The sequence below is a fragment of the Shewanella woodyi ATCC 51908 genome (assembly GCF_000019525.1).
GTDB classification, from domain to species: domain Bacteria; phylum Pseudomonadota; class Gammaproteobacteria; order Enterobacterales; family Shewanellaceae; genus Shewanella; species Shewanella woodyi.
Genome location: NC_010506.1, coordinates 1,237,957 through 1,256,949 on the forward strand (window position 1 = coordinate 1,237,957; position 18,993 = coordinate 1,256,949).

13 protein-coding genes are annotated in these 18,993 nt (G+C 44.4%); 9 read left to right on the forward strand and 4 right to left on the reverse strand.

The genetic code is table 11. The features are described from left to right. Window positions 1–206 precede the first annotated feature (206 nt). From SWOO_RS04760 to chrA, 3 genes are all read left to right on the forward strand, one after another. Entirely contained in the window at window positions 207–662 is a 456-nt protein-coding gene (locus SWOO_RS04760) for a MarR family winged helix-turn-helix transcriptional regulator (RefSeq protein WP_041417495.1), read from the forward strand. Window positions 663–671: 9 nt separating this feature from the next. Beyond that, window positions 672–1,847, forward strand: a complete 1,176-nt coding sequence (locus SWOO_RS04765) for an FAD-dependent oxidoreductase (RefSeq protein ID WP_012323575.1) — start codon at window positions 672–674, stop codon at window positions 1,845–1,847. Window positions 1,848–1,922: 75 nt separating this feature from the next. Then, entirely contained in the window at window positions 1,923–3,083 is a 1,161-nt protein-coding gene (gene chrA, locus SWOO_RS04770) for a chromate efflux transporter (RefSeq protein WP_012323576.1), read from the forward strand. 54 nt (window positions 3,084–3,137) lie between these two features. Here the strand turns inward: chrA and fdhF are convergent, their stop codons facing one another. Continuing rightward, entirely contained in the window at window positions 3,138–7,418 is a 4,281-nt protein-coding gene (gene fdhF, locus SWOO_RS04775) for a formate dehydrogenase subunit alpha (RefSeq protein WP_012323577.1), read from the reverse strand. Between the two features lie 282 nt (window positions 7,419–7,700). After that, window positions 7,701–8,684, reverse strand: a complete 984-nt coding sequence (locus SWOO_RS04780; protein WP_012323578.1) for an ion channel — start codon at window positions 8,682–8,684, stop codon at window positions 7,701–7,703. A gap of 224 nt (window positions 8,685–8,908) precedes the next feature. Between SWOO_RS04780 and prfB the strand changes: the two genes are divergently transcribed. Both prfB and lysS read left to right on the forward strand, forming a co-directional pair. Then, window positions 8,909–10,007 (forward strand): peptide chain release factor 2 gene (prfB, locus tag SWOO_RS04785; RefSeq protein WP_181950453.1). Its coding sequence is split into 2 segments (ribosomal slippage): window positions 8,909–8,983 and window positions 8,985–10,007, totalling 1,098 coding nucleotides; the frame shifts between segments, so codons are not numbered across the junction. Between the two features lie 64 nt (window positions 10,008–10,071). Beyond that, window positions 10,072–11,577: a lysine--tRNA ligase gene (gene lysS / locus SWOO_RS04790; RefSeq protein WP_012323580.1), complete on the forward strand. Its 1,506-nt coding sequence runs from the start codon at window positions 10,072–10,074 to the stop codon at window positions 11,575–11,577. Window positions 11,578–11,644: 67 nt separating this feature from the next. On the opposite strand, the gene SWOO_RS04795 is transcribed toward lysS, so the two are convergent. After that, window positions 11,645–12,730 (reverse strand): PQQ-dependent sugar dehydrogenase, encoded by a 1,086-nt coding sequence (locus SWOO_RS04795; RefSeq protein ID WP_012323581.1) that lies wholly within the window; start codon window positions 12,728–12,730, stop codon window positions 11,645–11,647. A 146-nt stretch (window positions 12,731–12,876) separates the two neighbouring features. Next, a complete protein-coding gene (locus SWOO_RS04800) occupies window positions 12,877–13,485 on the reverse strand; it encodes a pseudouridine synthase (RefSeq protein WP_012323582.1) in 609 nt (202 codons plus the stop codon). 284 nt (window positions 13,486–13,769) lie between these two features. Between SWOO_RS04800 and nagB the strand changes: the two genes are divergently transcribed. From nagB to SWOO_RS04820, 4 genes are all read left to right on the forward strand, one after another. Beyond that, window positions 13,770–14,564, forward strand: a complete 795-nt coding sequence (gene nagB, locus SWOO_RS04805) for a glucosamine-6-phosphate deaminase (protein WP_012323583.1) — start codon at window positions 13,770–13,772, stop codon at window positions 14,562–14,564. Window positions 14,565–14,680: 116 nt separating this feature from the next. Then, on the forward strand, window positions 14,681–15,214 hold the full coding sequence (locus SWOO_RS04810) for an SRPBCC family protein (protein ID WP_012323584.1): 534 nt from the start codon (window positions 14,681–14,683) through the stop codon (window positions 15,212–15,214). 97 nt (window positions 15,215–15,311) lie between these two features. Further along, window positions 15,312–16,640 (forward strand): diguanylate cyclase, encoded by a 1,329-nt coding sequence (locus tag SWOO_RS04815; RefSeq protein WP_041417496.1) that lies wholly within the window; start codon window positions 15,312–15,314, stop codon window positions 16,638–16,640. Window positions 16,641–16,837: 197 nt separating this feature from the next. Continuing rightward, window positions 16,838–18,958: a TonB-dependent siderophore receptor gene (locus SWOO_RS04820; protein ID WP_012323586.1), complete on the forward strand. Its 2,121-nt coding sequence runs from the start codon at window positions 16,838–16,840 to the stop codon at window positions 18,956–18,958. Window positions 18,959–18,993 lie beyond the last annotated feature (35 nt).

The window sequence follows — 18,993 nt, forward strand, 5'->3', positions numbered from 1 at the left end:
CTCTTTATGCTGCTAATTTAAGCTAATAGAAGGCCAAAATCAATCTGAAAGATGTCGAAACAACGGATTATTGTATCAAATAACTGAGCTTTTTAGTCAGGAGTTTTACCTGTCGATGCTTGCCAGACAAAATTCTTATTTGAAAGTCGATGAGGAGTGGAGCACAATAAGTGCATTGTGCGCAATCAAATGAGCTTCAAGGATATATGTCAATAGATCAAAAGTGCAATCCTCTCTCACTGGACAATCAAGTCTGTTTCTCTCTCTACAGTGCCACTAATGCTATGGTCAGAGCGTATCGACCTCTACTTAATGAACTAGATCTTACCTACCCCCAATATTTGGCTATGTTGGTGCTTTGGGATAATGAGGGGATCAGTGTAAAGACCTTAGGTGAACAACTCCATCTTGACTCTGGTACGTTAACGCCACTGTTGAAACGTTTGGAAACCAAAGGGCTAGTGAGCAGAGGAAGAAGCGAAGTCGACGAAAGGGTGAGAGTACTGCATATCACAGAGAAAGGGCGCGAGTTAAAGCAGTTTGCAGCTAAGGTGCCAGAGAAGATGCGCTGTAAGCTCAATATCAAACCTGAAGTCTTTTCCGAGCTCAAGTCGCTATGCGATCAAGCTTATATGAGTTTGACTCAGGCTGAGAAAGAGTAAGGGATTAGAATGGATAGATTCGATCTCGTTATCATAGGTGGTGGTATCAATGGGGCGGGCATAGCTCAGTGCGCCTCTGCGGCAGGATTTAGCGTACTGCTCCTTGAAAAGGGCGAGATTGCTGAACAAACATCGGCTAATTCGAGTAAGTTAATTCATGGTGGGTTGAGGTATCTTGAGTCTGGTCAGCTCTCTTTGGTTAGAAAGTCTCTCTCTGAACGTCGCGCATTGCTCAAACTGGCCCCCAATTTAGTCAAACCTATCCCTTTTTATATCCCTGTTTATGAAAATAGCCAGCGAAGTCAGTGGGCAATACGCGCAGGGTTGAGTGCCTACGCCCTGCTTAGTGAGTTGGATCCTTTAGGTCAGTTTAAGAGCCTTCCTGCGGTTCAATGGCCGAATATTAAGGGGTTAAAATTACAGGGCTTAGAGGCTGTTTTTCAATACTGGGATGCGCAAACAGATGATAAAGCGCTGACAAAATCTGTGGTGCGAAGTGCTGTAGAGTTAGGGGCTAAAGTATTACAAGGTGCTGAGTGCGATGCACTTGTACATAGACCTGACCATTGTGAAGTGAGTTACCTTTATCAAGATGAGCGCTGCAAAGTAACGGCTTCGTGTGTTGTTAATGCGACAGGCCCTTGGGTCAATAAACTTATTGGATGCGTCACTCCTCCAATGGCAAAAGAGGAGGTTGAGTTGATACAGGGCAGTCACCTTTTACTCGATATTCCCTCACCCGATGGGATCTTGTATCTAGAATCCTGCTTCGATGAAAGAGTCGTATTTGTTATGCCTTGGGAGGGGAAAACCTTGCTGGGAACCACGGAAACGACCCTAGCAAGCTTAGATGAAAAACCTCAACCTACCAGAGAGGAGAGCTATTACTTGTTGGGGATCTACCGCCATTATTTCCCTGAATCTGGCGATATAGAGACGTTAGAGGCCAAGATTTATGACACTTTTTGTGGAGTAAGAGTGCTACCTAAGCAAGCAGGGCAAGCGTTTGAACGCTCTCGAGAGCTTTGGTTACAATCTCGTGAATCACACCCTAGGTTTCTCACTCTTTATGGCGGCAAGCTCACAACATTTCGCTCAACAGCCAAAGAGGTGACCCATTGGCTTCATGAGCGCTTAGGTGAAAGAGTTGAAATTGCAGATATCGACAGGCTGCCTCTTTATTAGCGATGACAATTCATATGAATGTCATATTTCAATGTTATGATCCGCTAAATTTTTATTTAACACCCTTCTGGATTTATGCTACAAATTTTTATTCGTTTTTTCTCATTAGGTTTAATCTCTTTCGGCGGCCCCGCCGCACATATTGGCTACTTTAGGCAGACCTTTGTTCAAGAGCTGGGCTGGTTAGATGATAAGCGCTACGGCAGCTTGGTTGCCTTAAGTCAATTTATGCCGGGTCCGGGGTCAAGCCAAGTGGGCTTTGCTATCGGTTACCATAGAGGTGGCTTATTAGGTGGACTTGCAGCTTTTGTCGGTTTTACGCTTCCCTCCTTTATTTTGCTTTTTCTGTTTGCAGTAACTAGCAGTCAGTTAATGAATTACCCAATAACATTAGGAGTTATCCACGGCCTTAAGCTGCTGGCGGTGGTTGTGGTGGTCGATGCTGTTTGGATCATGTTTAAGCAGTTTTGCCAGCGAAGAATAGCAATTTTGCTTATGCTAACTAGCTTTGCCGTTATCTCACTCTTCCCAGGAATTTGGATACAGTTTGCACTCTTAATGCTTGCTGCTGTTGTTGGGAGGCAGTGGCTGTCGTCAACTGATACCTCAGGCGAGCCCAAACAGAGTATTAAGCTTAACTACCTCTGGTTAAGTCTCTTTGCTCTGCTGTTTATAGGCTCAAGCATAATGCTCTTTGGAGGTCTATCTTCCCAAGAGTCAGGTTTATTAGGTTTATTTAGTCAGTTTTATCAGGTTGGCAGCTTAGTTTTCGGTGGCGGACATGTTGTGTTGCCTCTGCTGCAGTCCAGTGTCGGTGATGCGATAAGCGGCGATCAGTTTTTAACAGGCTATGCTCTAGCTCAAGCAGTCCCCGGTCCTATGTTTGTCTTAGCGGCATACTTAGGTGCTGAAATTTGGGTGGCTCAGCCTCTGCTTGGGGCATTGGTTGCAACGCTGGCTATCTTTCTACCTGGCTTTCTGTTGATGTTAGTGGCACTTAAAAGCTGGCATGCAATGAGTGGCAGACCGAAAATTACTGGGGCGATAGCGGGTGTGAATGCGTGTGTGGTCGGCTTTTTGTTGGCAGCGCTCTATGATCCTATTTTTACCAGTGCGGTCAAAGATAACTTAGATATGGTATTGGTGGTGGTAGGGTTTGGCTTGTTTAAGCTGTTAAAGCCAAATATCTTCTATCTGGTGCTTAGCTTTGCCATTTTAGGAGCTGTAATTAGTTAAGCTGGTTCGGAGTAAGCTGGAAATACCTTTTCCTGCTTACTCCTGTTGATAGGATTAACTCAGCTCTGCTGTTACAGACACTTTTTCAACCTTAACTGCACAGATCTTAAATTCAGGAATTTTGGCGATAGGATCGATTGCGTTAATGGTGAGTTTATTGGCGGCCGCTTCAACGAAGTGGAAGGGGAGAAACAAGACGCCTACTTGAGCACGACGAGTGACAAAAGCGCAGATCTCTATCTCACCTCGGCGACTGGATATCTTCAGCATATCGCCATTGTTTATACCCAGTTTGTCGGCATCGAAGACGGATATCATGACTTTTGGTTTACCAAGTTCATCTAACCCCGGTGTTTTACGAGTCAATGTGCCTGTGTGGAACTGCTCCAGCAGTCGTCCCGTCGATAGGGTAAGTGGGTATTCACTACAAGTGGGTTCGGCAGGTAAGCTGTAACTTACCGGCGTCATCTTTGCCCGACCTCGGGTAAACTTAGTCGTATGTAAAATTGGAGTCCCTGGGTGGTTTTCTGCTGGGCAAGGCCATTGGAGCCCCAGTTTTCCATTTCGAGTACGGCTATCTATCGCTTGCCAGCTAGCCCCTCTGTATTGCGGAGTCACACAGGTGATCTCGTGCCAGATCTGTTTTTCATCTCTATAGTGCCAATCTGCGCCGAGTCGATTGGCGATATCTTGAATTATCTGCCAGTCGAGTCTTGCACTGCCCGGAGCTTTGACCACAGTTTGTAGCTGCTGAATTCGCCGCTCGGTATTGGTAAAGTGACCGCTTTTTTCTGCGAAAGCATTTGCGGGAAGCACGACATCTGCCAGTGCTGCGGTCTCTGTAAGGAATATATCTTGTACAATTAACAGCTCTGCTTTTTTGAGCGCCAGCAGAACATGGGCTTGATCGGGATCGCTCAATACTGGGTTTTCTCCCATTACATAGAGCGCCTTTAATTCCCCATGGGATAAGGCTTGCATCATTTCGGTTGCGGCTAAGCCGATTTGATGGGGCAGATCTTCTATTCCCCAAGCTTCTCGAAAACGAACTTGAACCAAGGGATCGTCAACTTTTTGATAGCCGCTGAAGTAGTTTGGTAGGGCGCCCATGTCGCAAGCTCCTTGGACATTGCTCTGTCCCCGAAGAGGGTTAATACCGCCCCCTTTGATGCCGATATTGCCGCAAAGTAGCTGCAGATTGGCGATGGCTGTAACATTGTTATGACCTGAGGTATGTTGGGTCACGCCCATGGCATAGTAGACGGCAGTTTTAGTTGCTGTACCGATCATGTTTGCCATTTCAGTTATCTGTTTGGCAGGAACGCCAGTTATTAGAGCTGCATTTTCAAGGCGGTAGTCGCTTTTCATCACCTCATCATAGAGTGAACTGTAGTCATCGACCCTAGCTTGAATATAATCGAGATCGTGCCAATCATTTTTGATGATAACTTGCATGATGGCGTTAAGTAGCATCACATCTGTGCCAGGCTTATGGCTGACATAGAGCTTGGCATGATCGGCAATATCGACTTTTTTGGGATCGGCTACAAGTAAGGTTGCGCCATGCTGGCGAATGGCTGATTTTATATGGGATGCGATAATGGGATGCGCGTTACTGGTATCAGATCCTATGATAAAGATAAGATCAGAATCTACAATGCCTGGAATATCATTGGTCATGGCACCGCTTCCAAGGCTCTCTTGTAGCGCTGTGACTGTTGAGGCGTGGCAAAGGCGTGCACAATGATCGATGTTATTTGTGCCAATAACTGCCCTGAATAACTTCTGAAACAGATAGTTATCTTCATTGGTAGCTTTGGCTGAGGCGAGCCCAGCAACGGCATTACCGCCATGGGAGCTGATAATATGCCTAAGTTTAGTGCCGATAAAGTCTAATGCTTCACTCCAAGATACTGGCACAAGTTGTTTATCTTTGCGCAGTAGTGGCTGGGTGAGTCTCTGCTTGCTAGTGATAAAATCGAAACCAAAGCGGCCTTTAACACATAGCATGCCTTGATTGACCACTGAGTCTGGATCGCCACTGACTCGGGTTATCTTGTTATTCTCTCTGTCTACGTGCACATTGAGGCGGCAACCGATACCGCAGTATGTACATATGGTACTGGCTTGTTCACTAGGCTTTGTGCGGCCTTGAGTCTTGTCTCTTGCATCGACAAGGGCGCCAGTTGGGCAGACTTGAATACAGTTACCACATTGCACACAGTTACTGTCTAACATGGTGGCTGCAAACCCCACTCGCGGCGCTCTTCGTACTGAGTTTTTCTCTTGGGTCGGGAGTGCTTGGTAATGCTCCTCTGTGAAGCTGATTGCTTTATGGCCACTTTGTTGCTGACAGATATCGACACATGCACCGCAGCTTATACAGCGGTTTGCGTCGAAGGTGATAAAAGGACTTGAGTTATCGACACTGAACTGTCTGGGAGAGAGGGTGGCATCTTGAGTACAGTTATCAACCTTGTATTCGGTGGCATAATCTCGAAGTTTACAGTCTGTATTTGCCTGGCAGGCACACTCAAGGCATCTTGCAGCCTCTTTCATCGCCTCGCTGGGCTCAAAGCCTAACTCAATCTCATTGAAATTGAGAGCTCTCTCTTTAATGCTAAGCTCAGGCATTTTTGCCTTCAGCTGTTTAGGTGCATTAGGGTAAATATCCCCATTAAGATTTGCGGTTTTTATTGATTTAGTAGAGTTAAATTCATGCTGCACCAGTTCGCAGCTTAAGCCTGAGGTGAGCAGTTTTTCGATCGCTTGTGCGGCTTTTCTTCCATCGGCAACGGCTGCAACAGCAGTAGCAGGACCCGTTCTCGAGTCACCAAGTACAAAGAGTTTATCTATCTTGGTTGATAGGCCTGCAGACATGGTCTGCTCACAACCTTGGAAGGTGTTCCAGCGAGTGAGAGCGAGCTTTCCTGTAGTGAGCTGACTTTGTGGATCCGATAGAAATGCCATATCTGGTGTCTGAGAGACCGCTGGGATCACGGTATCAAATGCTTGAGTGAAAGTTTCACCTGTAGGGATGGGAGCTCTTCGCCCTGAGGGATCTGGCTCGCCTAATCTCATCTTTTCAAGGGTGACACTCATAACACGCCCTTGAGAGTCACTGTGGTTCTCAATTGGGTTAGTTAAGTAGTGAAACTTAATCCCTTCATGTTCAGCTTCCTCTATCTCATACAGCTCTGCTGGCATCTCATCCCGTGTACGGCGGTAGACCAGTGTGACTTCTGCACCTTCACGTTTAGCAGTGCGAGCACAATCGATAGCGGTATTTCCCCCTCCAATTACCATCACTTTTTTACCTGTGATGAGATGTTTATCTGTGCAGTGATCTTTTAGGTAGTCAACGCCTAAATAGCAGCCTGCCAGATCGCTGCCTGGATAATCCATTGCCACGGCTTTTTGAGCGCCTATTGCCAGACAAACCGCATCGAAGTCTTCGACTAGCTGGTTAAGATGTATCTGTTCACCAAGTTTAGTATTGGTCAGGATCTTCAAGCCATTTTGACACAGTTGTTCAATCTCTTTGTCGAGGATCGCCTTAGGAAGTCGATATTCAGGAATACCATAACGAAGCCAACCGCCAGCTTTTGGCATCGCCTCAAAGATAGTGACATCATGGCCTGAGTTTGAGAGATAGTAACCTGTGGTTATCCCTGCAGGTCCGCTGCCAATTATTGCGACCTTTTTACCTGTTGCAGGTAACTTCTCTGGCATGTAGCTGAATTCGTCCTGAATATCGAGATCGGCTGCATGGCGTTTTAGTTGCCTAATGGCAACGGGTTCATCGATTAAGCCACGACGACACTCTGTTTCACAAAAAGCGGGGCAAACTCGTCCTATTGAGAGGGGAAGTGGCAGGGTTTGCTTTATCACTTTTACCGCTTCAGTGTGCTCTCCTTGTGCGATATGAAAGAGGTAAGATTGCACATCGACACCTGCTGGGCAGGCTTGCTGGCAGGGAGCCTGACAGTCGGCGAAATGATCTTTAAGGATCTCATTTAGCGCAGCTTGTCTGAGTAAACTAAGTCGAGTTGATTGAGTGATAACTTCAATTTTCTGGGTGTTATTTGAATAGAGGGATACTAACTGAGTATCACAGGCTTTGACTGTGACTGTATTCGCTTGGTTCTGGTTATCGAAGGTTTGCACTTCCACCTGACACAGATTGCAGTGGCTCTTCTCGTTATTGGGAAAGTTTAGGCCATTATGCTGCTGACAGAGGTTTGGGATAGTGATCCCGGCTTCTTTTGCGATGTGGAACAGAGTTGTTTCTGGATTAGCCGATAGACACTTACCATCTATTGTAAGTTCTTTCATGGGGTTACCTTTATTCATTGGCTTCTATTCGAGTTTTTATAGCGTGTTTTTAGCGACAGGCTCGACTTGCTGAATATGACTTAGGGTTAGTCGATTTCTTGATGGCGAGTATAACTAAGGGGGTTTTAAGAAAGGGGCTAACCTCTCTATTTATAAGATGATTTTGCAGTGGACATCACAAATTGGTGGGGGACTGTGTTGGATATTGGCTTATGGAATATTGAAATTTGAACTTGGCACAGATGTGCTTATTAAAGAATAAGCACATCTGGGAGATACGGATTATCGAGTCATTTTCTTTACAAAAACAACCACGAAGAGCGCTATGGTAAAGCTGCCAGTAAATGCCTCTATTGCGGCGATGACCTTAGATAACCCCACAGGGGTAAAATCTCCATAGCCTAAGGTGGTAAAGGTGACCACTGAGTAATAGATACAGTTAAAAAAAAGATAGAAGTTAGTCTGAAAGTCGTTGCTTACCTGAAATTTATGCAACTGAGAGTCATAGCTTAGACCGGTAAAGAAATAGAGCATGGCACAGACCATGATAAGCCCCATGGAGAAGCCTATCACCCGCATCGGCGCTTCGCCGTAACCACAGAAAACATCGATGACTTTCGAAACCATACGCTTGTAACTGTACAGTGGCATCTGGTGGCGCCGCATAGTAAGCTCTTTACGAATATATTCACCAGACATCGCAAACAAGCCTTCGCGTTCGGCGGCTTTACGCAGATCTCTGTAGATCTCCTCTGCCTGCTCAAAGTAATCGTTGGCAATCTCGCGCTCTCCAACACGATCGGCTTGATGTGCCAATATCTCCTGTTTAATTTTTTTTCCTGTGACTATATTTTCAATCTTGGCACCGTTCCACTTAATACCAAGCAGATTTGAGCCGACCAAATTGGCACAGTGGACATTTGAGTCCCTTAAATCGGCCTTCATTAGGCTGGCATTTTGCAGGTTAAGGTTGAAAAGGTGAGCGCCTTGAAGATCGGCTCGGTATAACTCTGCATGAGTCATATCAAAACCTGTTTTCTGATGGTGGCGTACCAGATCTATTCCCGGAAGTTTGGCGCGCTTTAGTGCTATGCCACGTAACATCCCCCCTTCTCGTGCAAACTTCTCTAACTTCTGCACATCATCAGGTTTGTTTTTGAGGATTTTAGGATCATGCCAATAGCATAAGCCAGATGGCTCCGCCGGCTCAGTGCAGGAGAAACCTTCATCTTCGTGGTAGCAGCAAGTGGGTGTTTTTTCATTCATCCTGAAAGTATAGACATGAGGTTTAAAAATTGTGAATTTTATTACTCCTTGATAAAAGTGGTAAATAACAGAGAGCTTAGATATGACTCTCTTAAGCGAGTGCAAGTAAATATAAGGTTGAAATAACCACAATTCATCACGTTGGGGATCTAGTCGAAGTGCAACAATTGAGTTAAAATAGCGGGTTTGCAGTAGCTGCCTAACCAAATTTAAGTAGAAGAGTCATGTTTGAAGTAAACCCGGTTAAATTTAAAATCAAAGACCTTGCCGATCGCACCCTTCTACTCCGGAGGTATCTTTGACTATGATGCCAAGAAAGAGCGTTTAGAAGAGGTTAGTGCTGAGCTTGAAAGCAGTGAGGTTTGGAACAACCCTGAAAATGCCCAAGCGTTAGGTAAAGAGCGTTCAGCTTTAGAGTTAGTGGTTAAGACTATCGATGATATGGACTCAGGTCTTGAAGATGTCGAAGGGTTAGTCGAGCTAGCGGTCGAAGAGGAAGATGAAGAGACATTTGCTGATGCCAGTAGTGAGCTCGATGCGCTAGAGAAGCGTCTTGAGGAGCTTGAGTTCCGTCGTATGTTCTCTGGCCCTCATGATATCTCTGACTGTTACTTAGATATTCAATCTGGCTCTGGCGGTACTGAAGCACAGGATTGGGCTAATATGGTGCTGCGTATGTTCCTTCGTTGGGGCGAAGCCCATGATTATAAGCCTGAGCTTATTGAAGTGACCGATGGTGATGTGGCCGGTATTAAAGGTGCAACCATTAAGTTTACTGGGGAATATGCTTTTGGCTCGTTGCGTACCGAAACTGGTGTACACCGTTTAGTGCGTAAATCGCCTTTTGACTCTTCAGGAAAGCGTCATACCTCTTTCTGTTCTGTGTTTGTGTATCCAGAGATTGATGATTCGATTGAGATTGATATCAATCCTTCAGATTTGAGGATTGATACTTATCGCGCCTCAGGGGCTGGTGGTCAGCACGTCAACAAAACAGAATCAGCGATCCGTATTACTCACGTGCCAACCAATACCGTTGTACAGTGTCAAAACGATCGCTCACAACATAAAAACCGTGATGCCGCGATGAAGCAGCTTAAAGCAAAACTCTATGAGTTAGAAATGCTTAAGCAAAATGCCGATAAGCAGCAGGCGGAAGATGCCAAGTCAGACATTGGCTGGGGTAGTCAGATCCGTTCATACGTGCTAGATGATGCACGCATTAAAGATCTGCGCACCGGCGTCGAAAGTAGAAATACCCAGAGCGTGCTTGATGGCGATCTGGATAAGTTTATTGAAGCCAGCTTAAAATCTGGTTTGTAAGGCTTTTTAATCATAAAGCCGATTAATTTTAACGTGTGATCCGTAACATTTACGAGAGAAGAAGATGACTGAACAAGTACTACCAGATGAGAACAAGTTAATTGCAGAGCGTCGTGCCAAGCTTGAGCACATTCGCGCTAACTGCCCTGCAAATGGTCACCCAAATAACTTCGATCGTAAACATAAAGCGGCAGATATTCAGGCTGAATTTGGTAACAACACCAAAGAGGAGCTTGAAGGCATGGGGATCCAGCGCAGCATCGCTGGTCGTATCATGGCAAAACGTGGTCCATTTTTGGTGATCCAAGATGTTAGTGGACGTATTCAAGCCTATGCTGGTAAAGATGTTCAAAAAGATCTTAAGGCTACATTCCAGGGCTTAGATATTGGTGACATTATCGGTGTGACGGGTCAACTTCACCTATCTGGTAAAGGCGATCTGTATGTGAACATGGAAGAGTACCAGTTGCTGACTAAAGCACTGCGTCCACTACCTGAGAAGTTCCACGGTTTGACTGACCAGGAGACTCGCTACCGTCAGCGTTATGTTGACTTGATTGTGAATGAAGATTCGCGCAACGCCTTTATTATGCGCTCTAAAGTGGTTTCTGCTATCCGTAACTTTATGGTTAAAAAAGAGTTTATGGAAGTTGAAACCCCTATGATGCACAGCATTCCAGGTGGCGCTTCAGCTCGTCCTTTCGAAACTCACCATAATGCTCTAGATATCGCTATGTATCTGCGTATCGCACCTGAGCTTTACCTGAAGCGTTTGGTTGTAGGTGGTTTTGAGCGTGTGTTCGAGATCAACCGTAACTTCCGTAACGAAGGTCTATCACCGCGTCATAACCCAGAATTCACTATGATGGAATTCTACATGGCTTATGCGGATTTCAATGATCTAATGGATCTGACTGAAGAGATGCTAAGTTCTATCGCCACTGAGCTTTGTGGTTCTCCACAGCTTCCATACGGTGAGCATACTGTTGATTTTGGCGGCCCATACGCGCGTTTGAGCATGTTAGATGCAATCAAGAAGTACAACCCTGATAACGCAACAATTCAGTCTATGACCTATGAAGAGGTTAAAGATGTTGAGTTTATGCGTGATTTGGCTAAGAGCTTAGGCATGACAATCGAGAAGTTCTGGACCTGTGGTCAGTTACTTGAAGAGATCTTCGGTGAAACTGCTGAAACTCAATTGATGCAGCCAACTTTCATTACTGGTTACCCAGCAGATATCTCTCCGCTTGCACGTCGTAATGATGACAATCATTTCATCACAGACCGTTTTGAGTTCTTTATCGGCGGCCGTGAAGTGGCGAATGGTTTCTCTGAGCTTAACGATGCAGAAGATCAAGATAACCGCTTTAAAGCGCAGGTTGATGCGAAAGACGCTGGTGATGATGAAGCTATGTTCTACGATGCAGACTACATTACTGCACTTGAGCACGGACTACCACCAACAGCAGGTCAAGGTATCGGTATCGATCGTCTAGTGATGTTGTTTACTAATACACACACGATCCGTGACGTTATCCTGTTCCCAGCGATGCGCCCACAAGCTTAATCCTTGGCTTTGTATTAACCGAGCATTGAATTTAAAAAACCAGCCAATTGGCTGGTTTTTTTATGGCTTACTTTTCATAGCTAATCCGGTAGATAGCATCCGCTGCATCATCTGATACTAACAAAGAGCCATCAGGCAAAGTGAGCACAGAGACGGGGCGCCCCCAACTCTCCTCTCCCTGTAGCCAGCCAGATGCAAACACCTCTGAGTTAACGACTCTGTCGCCTTCAAGCACCACACGGACGATGCGGTAACCTACCTTTTTACTTCGATTCCAGGAGCCATGTTCGGCGATAAAAATATTGTTTTGGTACTCAGCTGGGAACTGTTTTCCTTGGTAAAACTCCATACCTAAGGCGGCCACATGGGCACCTAGCTTTAGTGCGGGTTTGCGATTGTGTTTGGCTTTCTCTGGGGAGGTAAATTTGGGATCGTGAATATCGTCATTATGGATATAGGGAAAACCAAAAAATTGTCCCTCTTTCGACACATGGTTGAGCTCATCATCGGGAAGGTCATCTCCCATCATATCTCTGCCATTATCGGTAAACCATAAATCCCCTGTTTTAGGATGGAAGTCAAAGCCGACACTGTTTCTGACACCTGTCGCGACAATTTTGCTGTTTTTTGTCACTGTATCTAGTTTTAGGATAGTGGCAAAAGGGAGTTCACTTTCGCACACATTACAGGGAGCACCGACGGGAATATAGAGCTTACCATCGGGACCGAATGCGATAAATTTCCAGCCATGGTGGGATTTATTAGGAAGCTTACCATATACAAGCTCCGGCGTCGGTACGCTAGGTAGTGAGGCCTCTATATTGGAATAGCGCCATATTTTATCGACTTCTGCCACATAGAGGTCACCTTGGTGATAAGCGATACCGGAGGGCATAAAGAGCTTACTTGCGATATCAATAACCTTATCGGCTTTATAATCCCCATCATTGTCTATTAAAGCATAAACCTTTCCCTCCTTACGACTTCCCACAAACAGAGTGCCTTTATCGCCTAAAGCCATCTGACGGGCATTATCAACACCTTTTGCGTAAAGCTCTATCTTAAAATCTGGGGGGAGGGTGATCTTCTCTAAAGGGAGCGAATGGCTGATATTGGAAAAGAGGATAGCGATTGGGATTAATAGTGATCTCATCAAGTTGCACTCCAAGGCCTGATATTAATACTCATTGTTATGAGTTCTCTTAAGCTACTTGAAGCTGAGCTATTGAACAAGCAGGTGGCAGCTTTGAAGTGTCACAGGATTTTTCATTCCGAAGTGGCAAAGCTCTGCTTGATAGCTTAGTCAAGGGGGAAGGAGAGAGGGAGCACATCACCTGCTTGCATCTCATTAATGTCGATATTACCAATGCGAACTCGGACTAACCTTAAGGTTGGAAACCCTGCGGCTGCGGTCATCTTGCGTATTTGTCGGTTTTTCCCTTCGCTTATGGTGATGGATATCCAGCTCATAGGTCCGTGGCGAAGATCTCTCACTTTTCGTCCATTTGCAGGCAAATTGGGCTCTGAGGCTAACTTAAATACCCTGCAAGGTAGAGTGAGATACTTATCTCCTTTGATCCCTATTTCAACACCATTTTGAAGCTGAGTAATGGCATCAGCGGTGATATCGCCATCAAGCTGAACATAATACTCTTTCTCAACTTTTTTACTTCGCACCTGATGGCTGACCATACCGTCGGTGGTAAGTAAGAGTAGCCCTTCTGAGTCATGATCTAGTCTGCCAATAGCCATAGTTCCCTTTGGAAAGTCAGCTAACTCTGCGAGGAGTTTTTTACGCTTTCTGGTTTCCGGAACAAATTGACTGAGAAAACCGTAGGGTTTAAAAATTTTGAAGTGATGATGCTCCTCTTTATTTGAGGAGTTAGCTTGAGTGGCATCGTCAGACATGGCTTAGTGTCATCATTTGGTCAAAGAGATCCGGCATTATACTGCATAAAGTGAACACGATATTATTGGGGGCTATTAAACCTAATAATAAATAAATGACAGCGTTGTCATTTGGCGTTATAGTAATGTTACAAAACACCTAGATTAACCTAAACCTGTTTTTCACTCGTTGAAATTGATAGTAAGGGGTAGGCAATAGTTATACTCAATGTGAGATTGAGCTGACTAATGATAGGTTATTCAATCTTATTGAGCAGAGCTCTAAGTTAAAGCGAGTCTATATAATGCAAATCGTCATCTTAAAAAACAGTGCTGAAGTTGCCGAATATGGCGCGAACATTTTTAAAAAACAGTTGCAGAGCAAACCAGACTCAGTGCTAGGCTTAGCAACGGGGTCGACACCCGTATCTCTTTATCAAGGTTTAATAGAAGCGAATAAGCTTGGTGATATCTCATTTAAGGAGGTCACTAGCTTTAATTTAGATGAATATTTAGGCTTGGCGGGAACGCATCCACAAAGTTATCGCTACTTTATGAATGAGCAGCTTTTCGACCATATCGATATCGATAAAGCCAACACCCATGTCCCCCCTGGAGATGCTGAAAACCCAATCCAAGCTTGTGATGGCTATGAAGAGCAGATCCAAGCTGCTGGTGGTATCGATATTCAACTGCTTGGTATAGGCCGAAATGGTCATATAGGTTTTAATGAGCCGTCATCTGGCTTGATGTCCAGAACACGAGTTAAGACTCTGACTAAAGCGACCATTGAAGACAATGCTCGCTTCTTTAAAGAGGATGAGTACCAGCCACATCTGTCCATTACCATGGGAATAGGCACGATTTTAGATGCTAAGAAAGTGGTTTTATTAGCCACTGGTGAAAATAAAGCGGATGCCATTCTTGCGACAGTTGAAGGGGCGCTTACCGCTTCATGTCCAGCTTCAGCGCTACAACTTCACAAGAATGCAGTGCTTGTGATTGATGAAGCGGCCGCATCTAAACTTTCAGATCGTGATTTCTATAAGCATATTGAAGCTGAAAATCAGAAGTTATTGGCTAGATTAGCTAAAAGTTAATACTTAAATATTTAGCCTACTGCTTAAAAAGGACTGCTGATGCAGTCCTTTTTTTTTGCTAAAACTAGCATTAAATGTTTAGGTAAGTGAAATCTTATCAACTTATGGTGAGCCTTATGCTAAGAAAGATCCTTGGGACTATTGTTTTACTCATTGCAATCCCCTTGATTGCAGCTTTGTTTACTAAGCAAGATTATGAGGTGATAACCTCGGTTAGCATCGATAAGCCAGTGACAGAGATTTTTGATTATATTAAGTACCTTAAAAATCAGGATAACTATAGTGTTTGGGCAAAGTTAGATCCCAATATGACAAAGAGCTTTCGAGGCGTTGATGCCAATGTCGGATTTGTTTCCGCTTGGGAGAGTGCCAATGAGGAGGTTGGCGTCGGTGAGCAGGAGATCATCAGTATTGAGCAGGGCAAGCGAATTGATTATGAGCTACGTTTTATCTCCCCTTTTGAAGCTGTATCACCAGCATTTATGTCCTGTGAGCCTATCACTGAAAAGACGACTAAAGTCACTTGGGGCTTTAAGGGACATATGGATTATCCGATGAACTTGATGTTGGTCTTTATGGATTTTGAAACCATGATAGAGAGAGACCTGTCACAGGGGCTAGCATCGTTAAAAGAGATCATGGAGAAGTAGGATAAATGCTTTAAAACTAGCTGATTAAAGTATTATGCCGGAGACGAATAGCATAAAATGTAAGTTTTGTTGCAGGGTCTTCGATGATTATACTTTTATGAGTATTTATGTAGCGTTTATTATCAATGTTGTTCTTTTTTCTGCTTTTCCATTGCTTCTGTCTACTCTGCAACCAGTTATGCGCCGAATTGGTTTCTACTCATACTTGAGTGTCATTTTGGTGATAGGTGGTGTGTTAGGCAGCCTATATTCGTTTCAACTGGCAGATAATATCTACCTGTCTGGGGGGAATTTAGCCTACGGCTCCTTTATGATGTCGGCGGTTATGCTGTTTATCATGGAACGAAAGGTTCTCATCTTTAACTACCTGATAAAACTTCTTGTTTTTATCAACCTATTTGTGTTTTTTGGCTTTAATTTTATCTTGTACATTTTAGAAAACGCCCTCGTTATAAATCCATTTAATGTTGATGCTAAATTATTTGATACCTCGTTAGGTGTTTTACTCCTTGGTGGTGCTTTGATAGCCACTGAGTTTTTAATTTTGATGCAGATCTTTATTAAAGTTAAGGATAGGATCAGTAATCTTAAGCAGCTGATGATGCTCTACTCTTTCGTGTTTATTTTGGTCATATGTCTTGATGGGGTGTTATTTCCCCTTATTGCGATTGGTGTCTCCCCTGAGTTACTGCCGATAATGATAAGTAACCTGAGCGGTAAGCTTATTTTGGCTCTCTCTTTTAGTGTTCCTTTGTTTGTTTTCTACTGCCTATACCAAAATAAACTGAATCGCTTTGTCGATACGCCAATGGCCTTGAGTACGGTCTTTTTTGAATCTCGAGTTAGACTGACTCTCGAGCTCGATAAGCTGGAGAGGGCTGCAAAACAGCTCATTGATGATAATCAGAAACTGATAAACCTCTCCCATTATGATCACTTAACCGGATTGGCGAACAGGCGTAAGTATGATGATTATGCGAGTGCTTTATACACAAGAGCTGTTGAGTTAGGAGAGCCTGTCACCTTAGTACTTGGGGATATTGATCACTTTAAAAAATATAATGACTTTTACGGCCATCAATCAGGTGATGAGTGTTTGCAAAGGGTTGCTGAATTTTGGAAAGAGATACTCCTAGAGGAGGAGCGCTTAACCGCTAGAATCGGAGGTGAAGAGTTTGCTGTCATAATTGCCAACCGAACTGCAGAGGCAATTTTACCTCAATTAAAGCGAGATATTGCAGGTTTAACGGCACTTGCTATTCCCCATGCCGCTTCTTCCACCGCCTCGATTGTCACTATGAGTATAGGTGTCGCAAGCATGCTACCCAGCAGAGAAGGAGATTTTGAGCTGCTGTTCGAAACGGCTGATAAGGCGCTTTATCAAGCTAAAAACTCAGGACGTAACCAGATCTCAACCTTAAACTGATCCTAGTCCATCTACTGCCTATCAATCATCGCTAATCTGAAAAGCGTTGAATCTATTATTACTATGAACCTAGTACAACTATGAATTCATTACAGCTATGAATATATTGTAAATACAATTGATAATCGTTATCAATTGATCTACTGTCTCGCCACATTTCTCAAGGGGCTCCCTAATACAGGTTAAGAGGCAGAAATATGGACCAGAGTTTTAAATTAAGATATCCCGCATTATTCATCGCACTGAGTGTGTCATTATCAGGTCACGCTTTAGCAGAGCAGGGCGATGAAGCTGAAATGGAGGTGATAACCATCAGTGGTAAAGGGCTTATCTCCTACGTGAGCGCATCGGCATCAAAAACAGATATGCCAATTATAGAAACACCCTCATCTATCTCTGTTCTAACTGAGAAGCGTATTACCGATCTGGGTGCTGAGAATGTGCAAGATGCCATCGGCTATGTGGCGGGAGTATACAACGGTCCCTATGGCGTCGATACCCGTGGTGACTGGGCACAAATTCGTGGCGTGTCTCCACTACAGTATCAAGATGGCCTTCAGATGATGTTCGGTAATTACAATAATGTCCGGACTAACCCCTACATGTTGCAGCAGATTGAGATCTTAAAAGGGCCATCCTCAGTGCTTTATGGCCAAGGTTCAACTGGCGGTATCATCAATATGGTAACTAAACGACCAGAGGCCGAACAGCAAGGCGAGATCTGGGCTCAAGTCGGTAATTATGATCGTAAGCAGCTCGCAGGCGATGTAACGGGCTCACTCAATGATGATGAATCGGTTCAGTATCGATTAACCGGCTTGTACCGCGATAGTGAGACGCAAACGGATTATGTCGATAACAATAGTTACTTTATTGCGCCGGCAATAACTTGGTATGCGACAGATACCACCAAGCTGACACTGCTGGCTAATTTGCAAAAAAATGAGTCTGGCTCCAGCACACAGTTCTTCCCTCACGAAGGAACGATATTGCCAGCACCAAATGGCCAAATATCTAGCTCACGCTTTGTCAGTGAGCCTGGTTGGGATCAATATGATACCGAGCAAAAATCGGTGACTCTTTTGCTAGAGCAGGAACTGAATGACTATCTGTCACTCCACTGGACTAGCCGTTATGTTGACAGCAAAGCGACCTATCGCACCATGTTCGCTTGGCCGCCAAAGTTTCAAGATGATGGTCGCTCAATTTTGCGTAATGTTAGCATGAGTGATTCAAGTGCGCAGGCGCTAACATCTGATTTACGCTTGCAAGCTGAGTTTGATACTGGCTCTGTGGAGCATAATCTGACATTTGGTATCGATTACCAAGATGTCGATACCGACACCGACCGACTCTATATTCCAGGGGCGGGTGGTTTACTCGATCTTTACGATCCGAAATATGGTCTTAATTTAGCTTCACTGCCCACTGGAGCAGATATTCCAGATACGCCGGGTGAAAGCAATAATCAGTTGGGTATTTATCTGCAGGACTCAATTAAGTTTGGTAACTTTATTGTCAGCGGTGCACTTCGCCATGACAGGGTGGAATCGAGAACTACAAAAGATGGTAAGCAAGATCAAAGTGCGACAACGGGTCGTTTAGGTTTGATGTATAGCTTTGATTCAGGTATCGCCCCTTATGTGAGCTACGCCCAATCTTTTCAGCCTATTTATGGTTCAAATCAGGTTGGAACGCCATTTAAGCCCCAAGAAGGCGAGCAGTATGAGCTAGGGATAAAATACCAGCCCTCAGGCTCTGAACATCTATTTACTGCGGCTATTTTTGATATCACAGATAAAAATCGTAAACAGTCTGCGGGTCCTGATTTGACGCTTCAGCTGGGTGAAGTTCAGATCCAGGGGTTGGAGCTTGAAGCCCAACTTGAGTGGGATGAAATAGATGTCTACGCTAGCTATGCCTATACAGACTCAGAGAAGCACACCAATAAAGTGGGTGAAGTCGATGCTAAATTAGCTGCGATGCCGGAGCATATGCTCTCAACTTGGGTGACCTATCGTCCACAATCATTTTGGCATGGGTTTAAGGCGGGTTTGGGCTTTCGATATGTAGGTGAAACCTCAGATGGCAGTGTTGATGTCTTTATGCCCGATGGTACTCAGCTGCATAACGCGTTAAACACAGAGGCTTACCACCTGTTTGATATGATGCTTGGTTATGAGTTTAGCGATTTTGACTTGAGTTTGAATATTGATAACTTGGCTGATGAAACCGTTATTACCAGCTGTTTAGCCCGTGGTGATTGTTTCTACGGACAGCGTAGAACAATCACGGCCAATGTCAGATATAAGTTTTAATTTGATTATCTAAATCTGTTACTAGCCAATTAGAA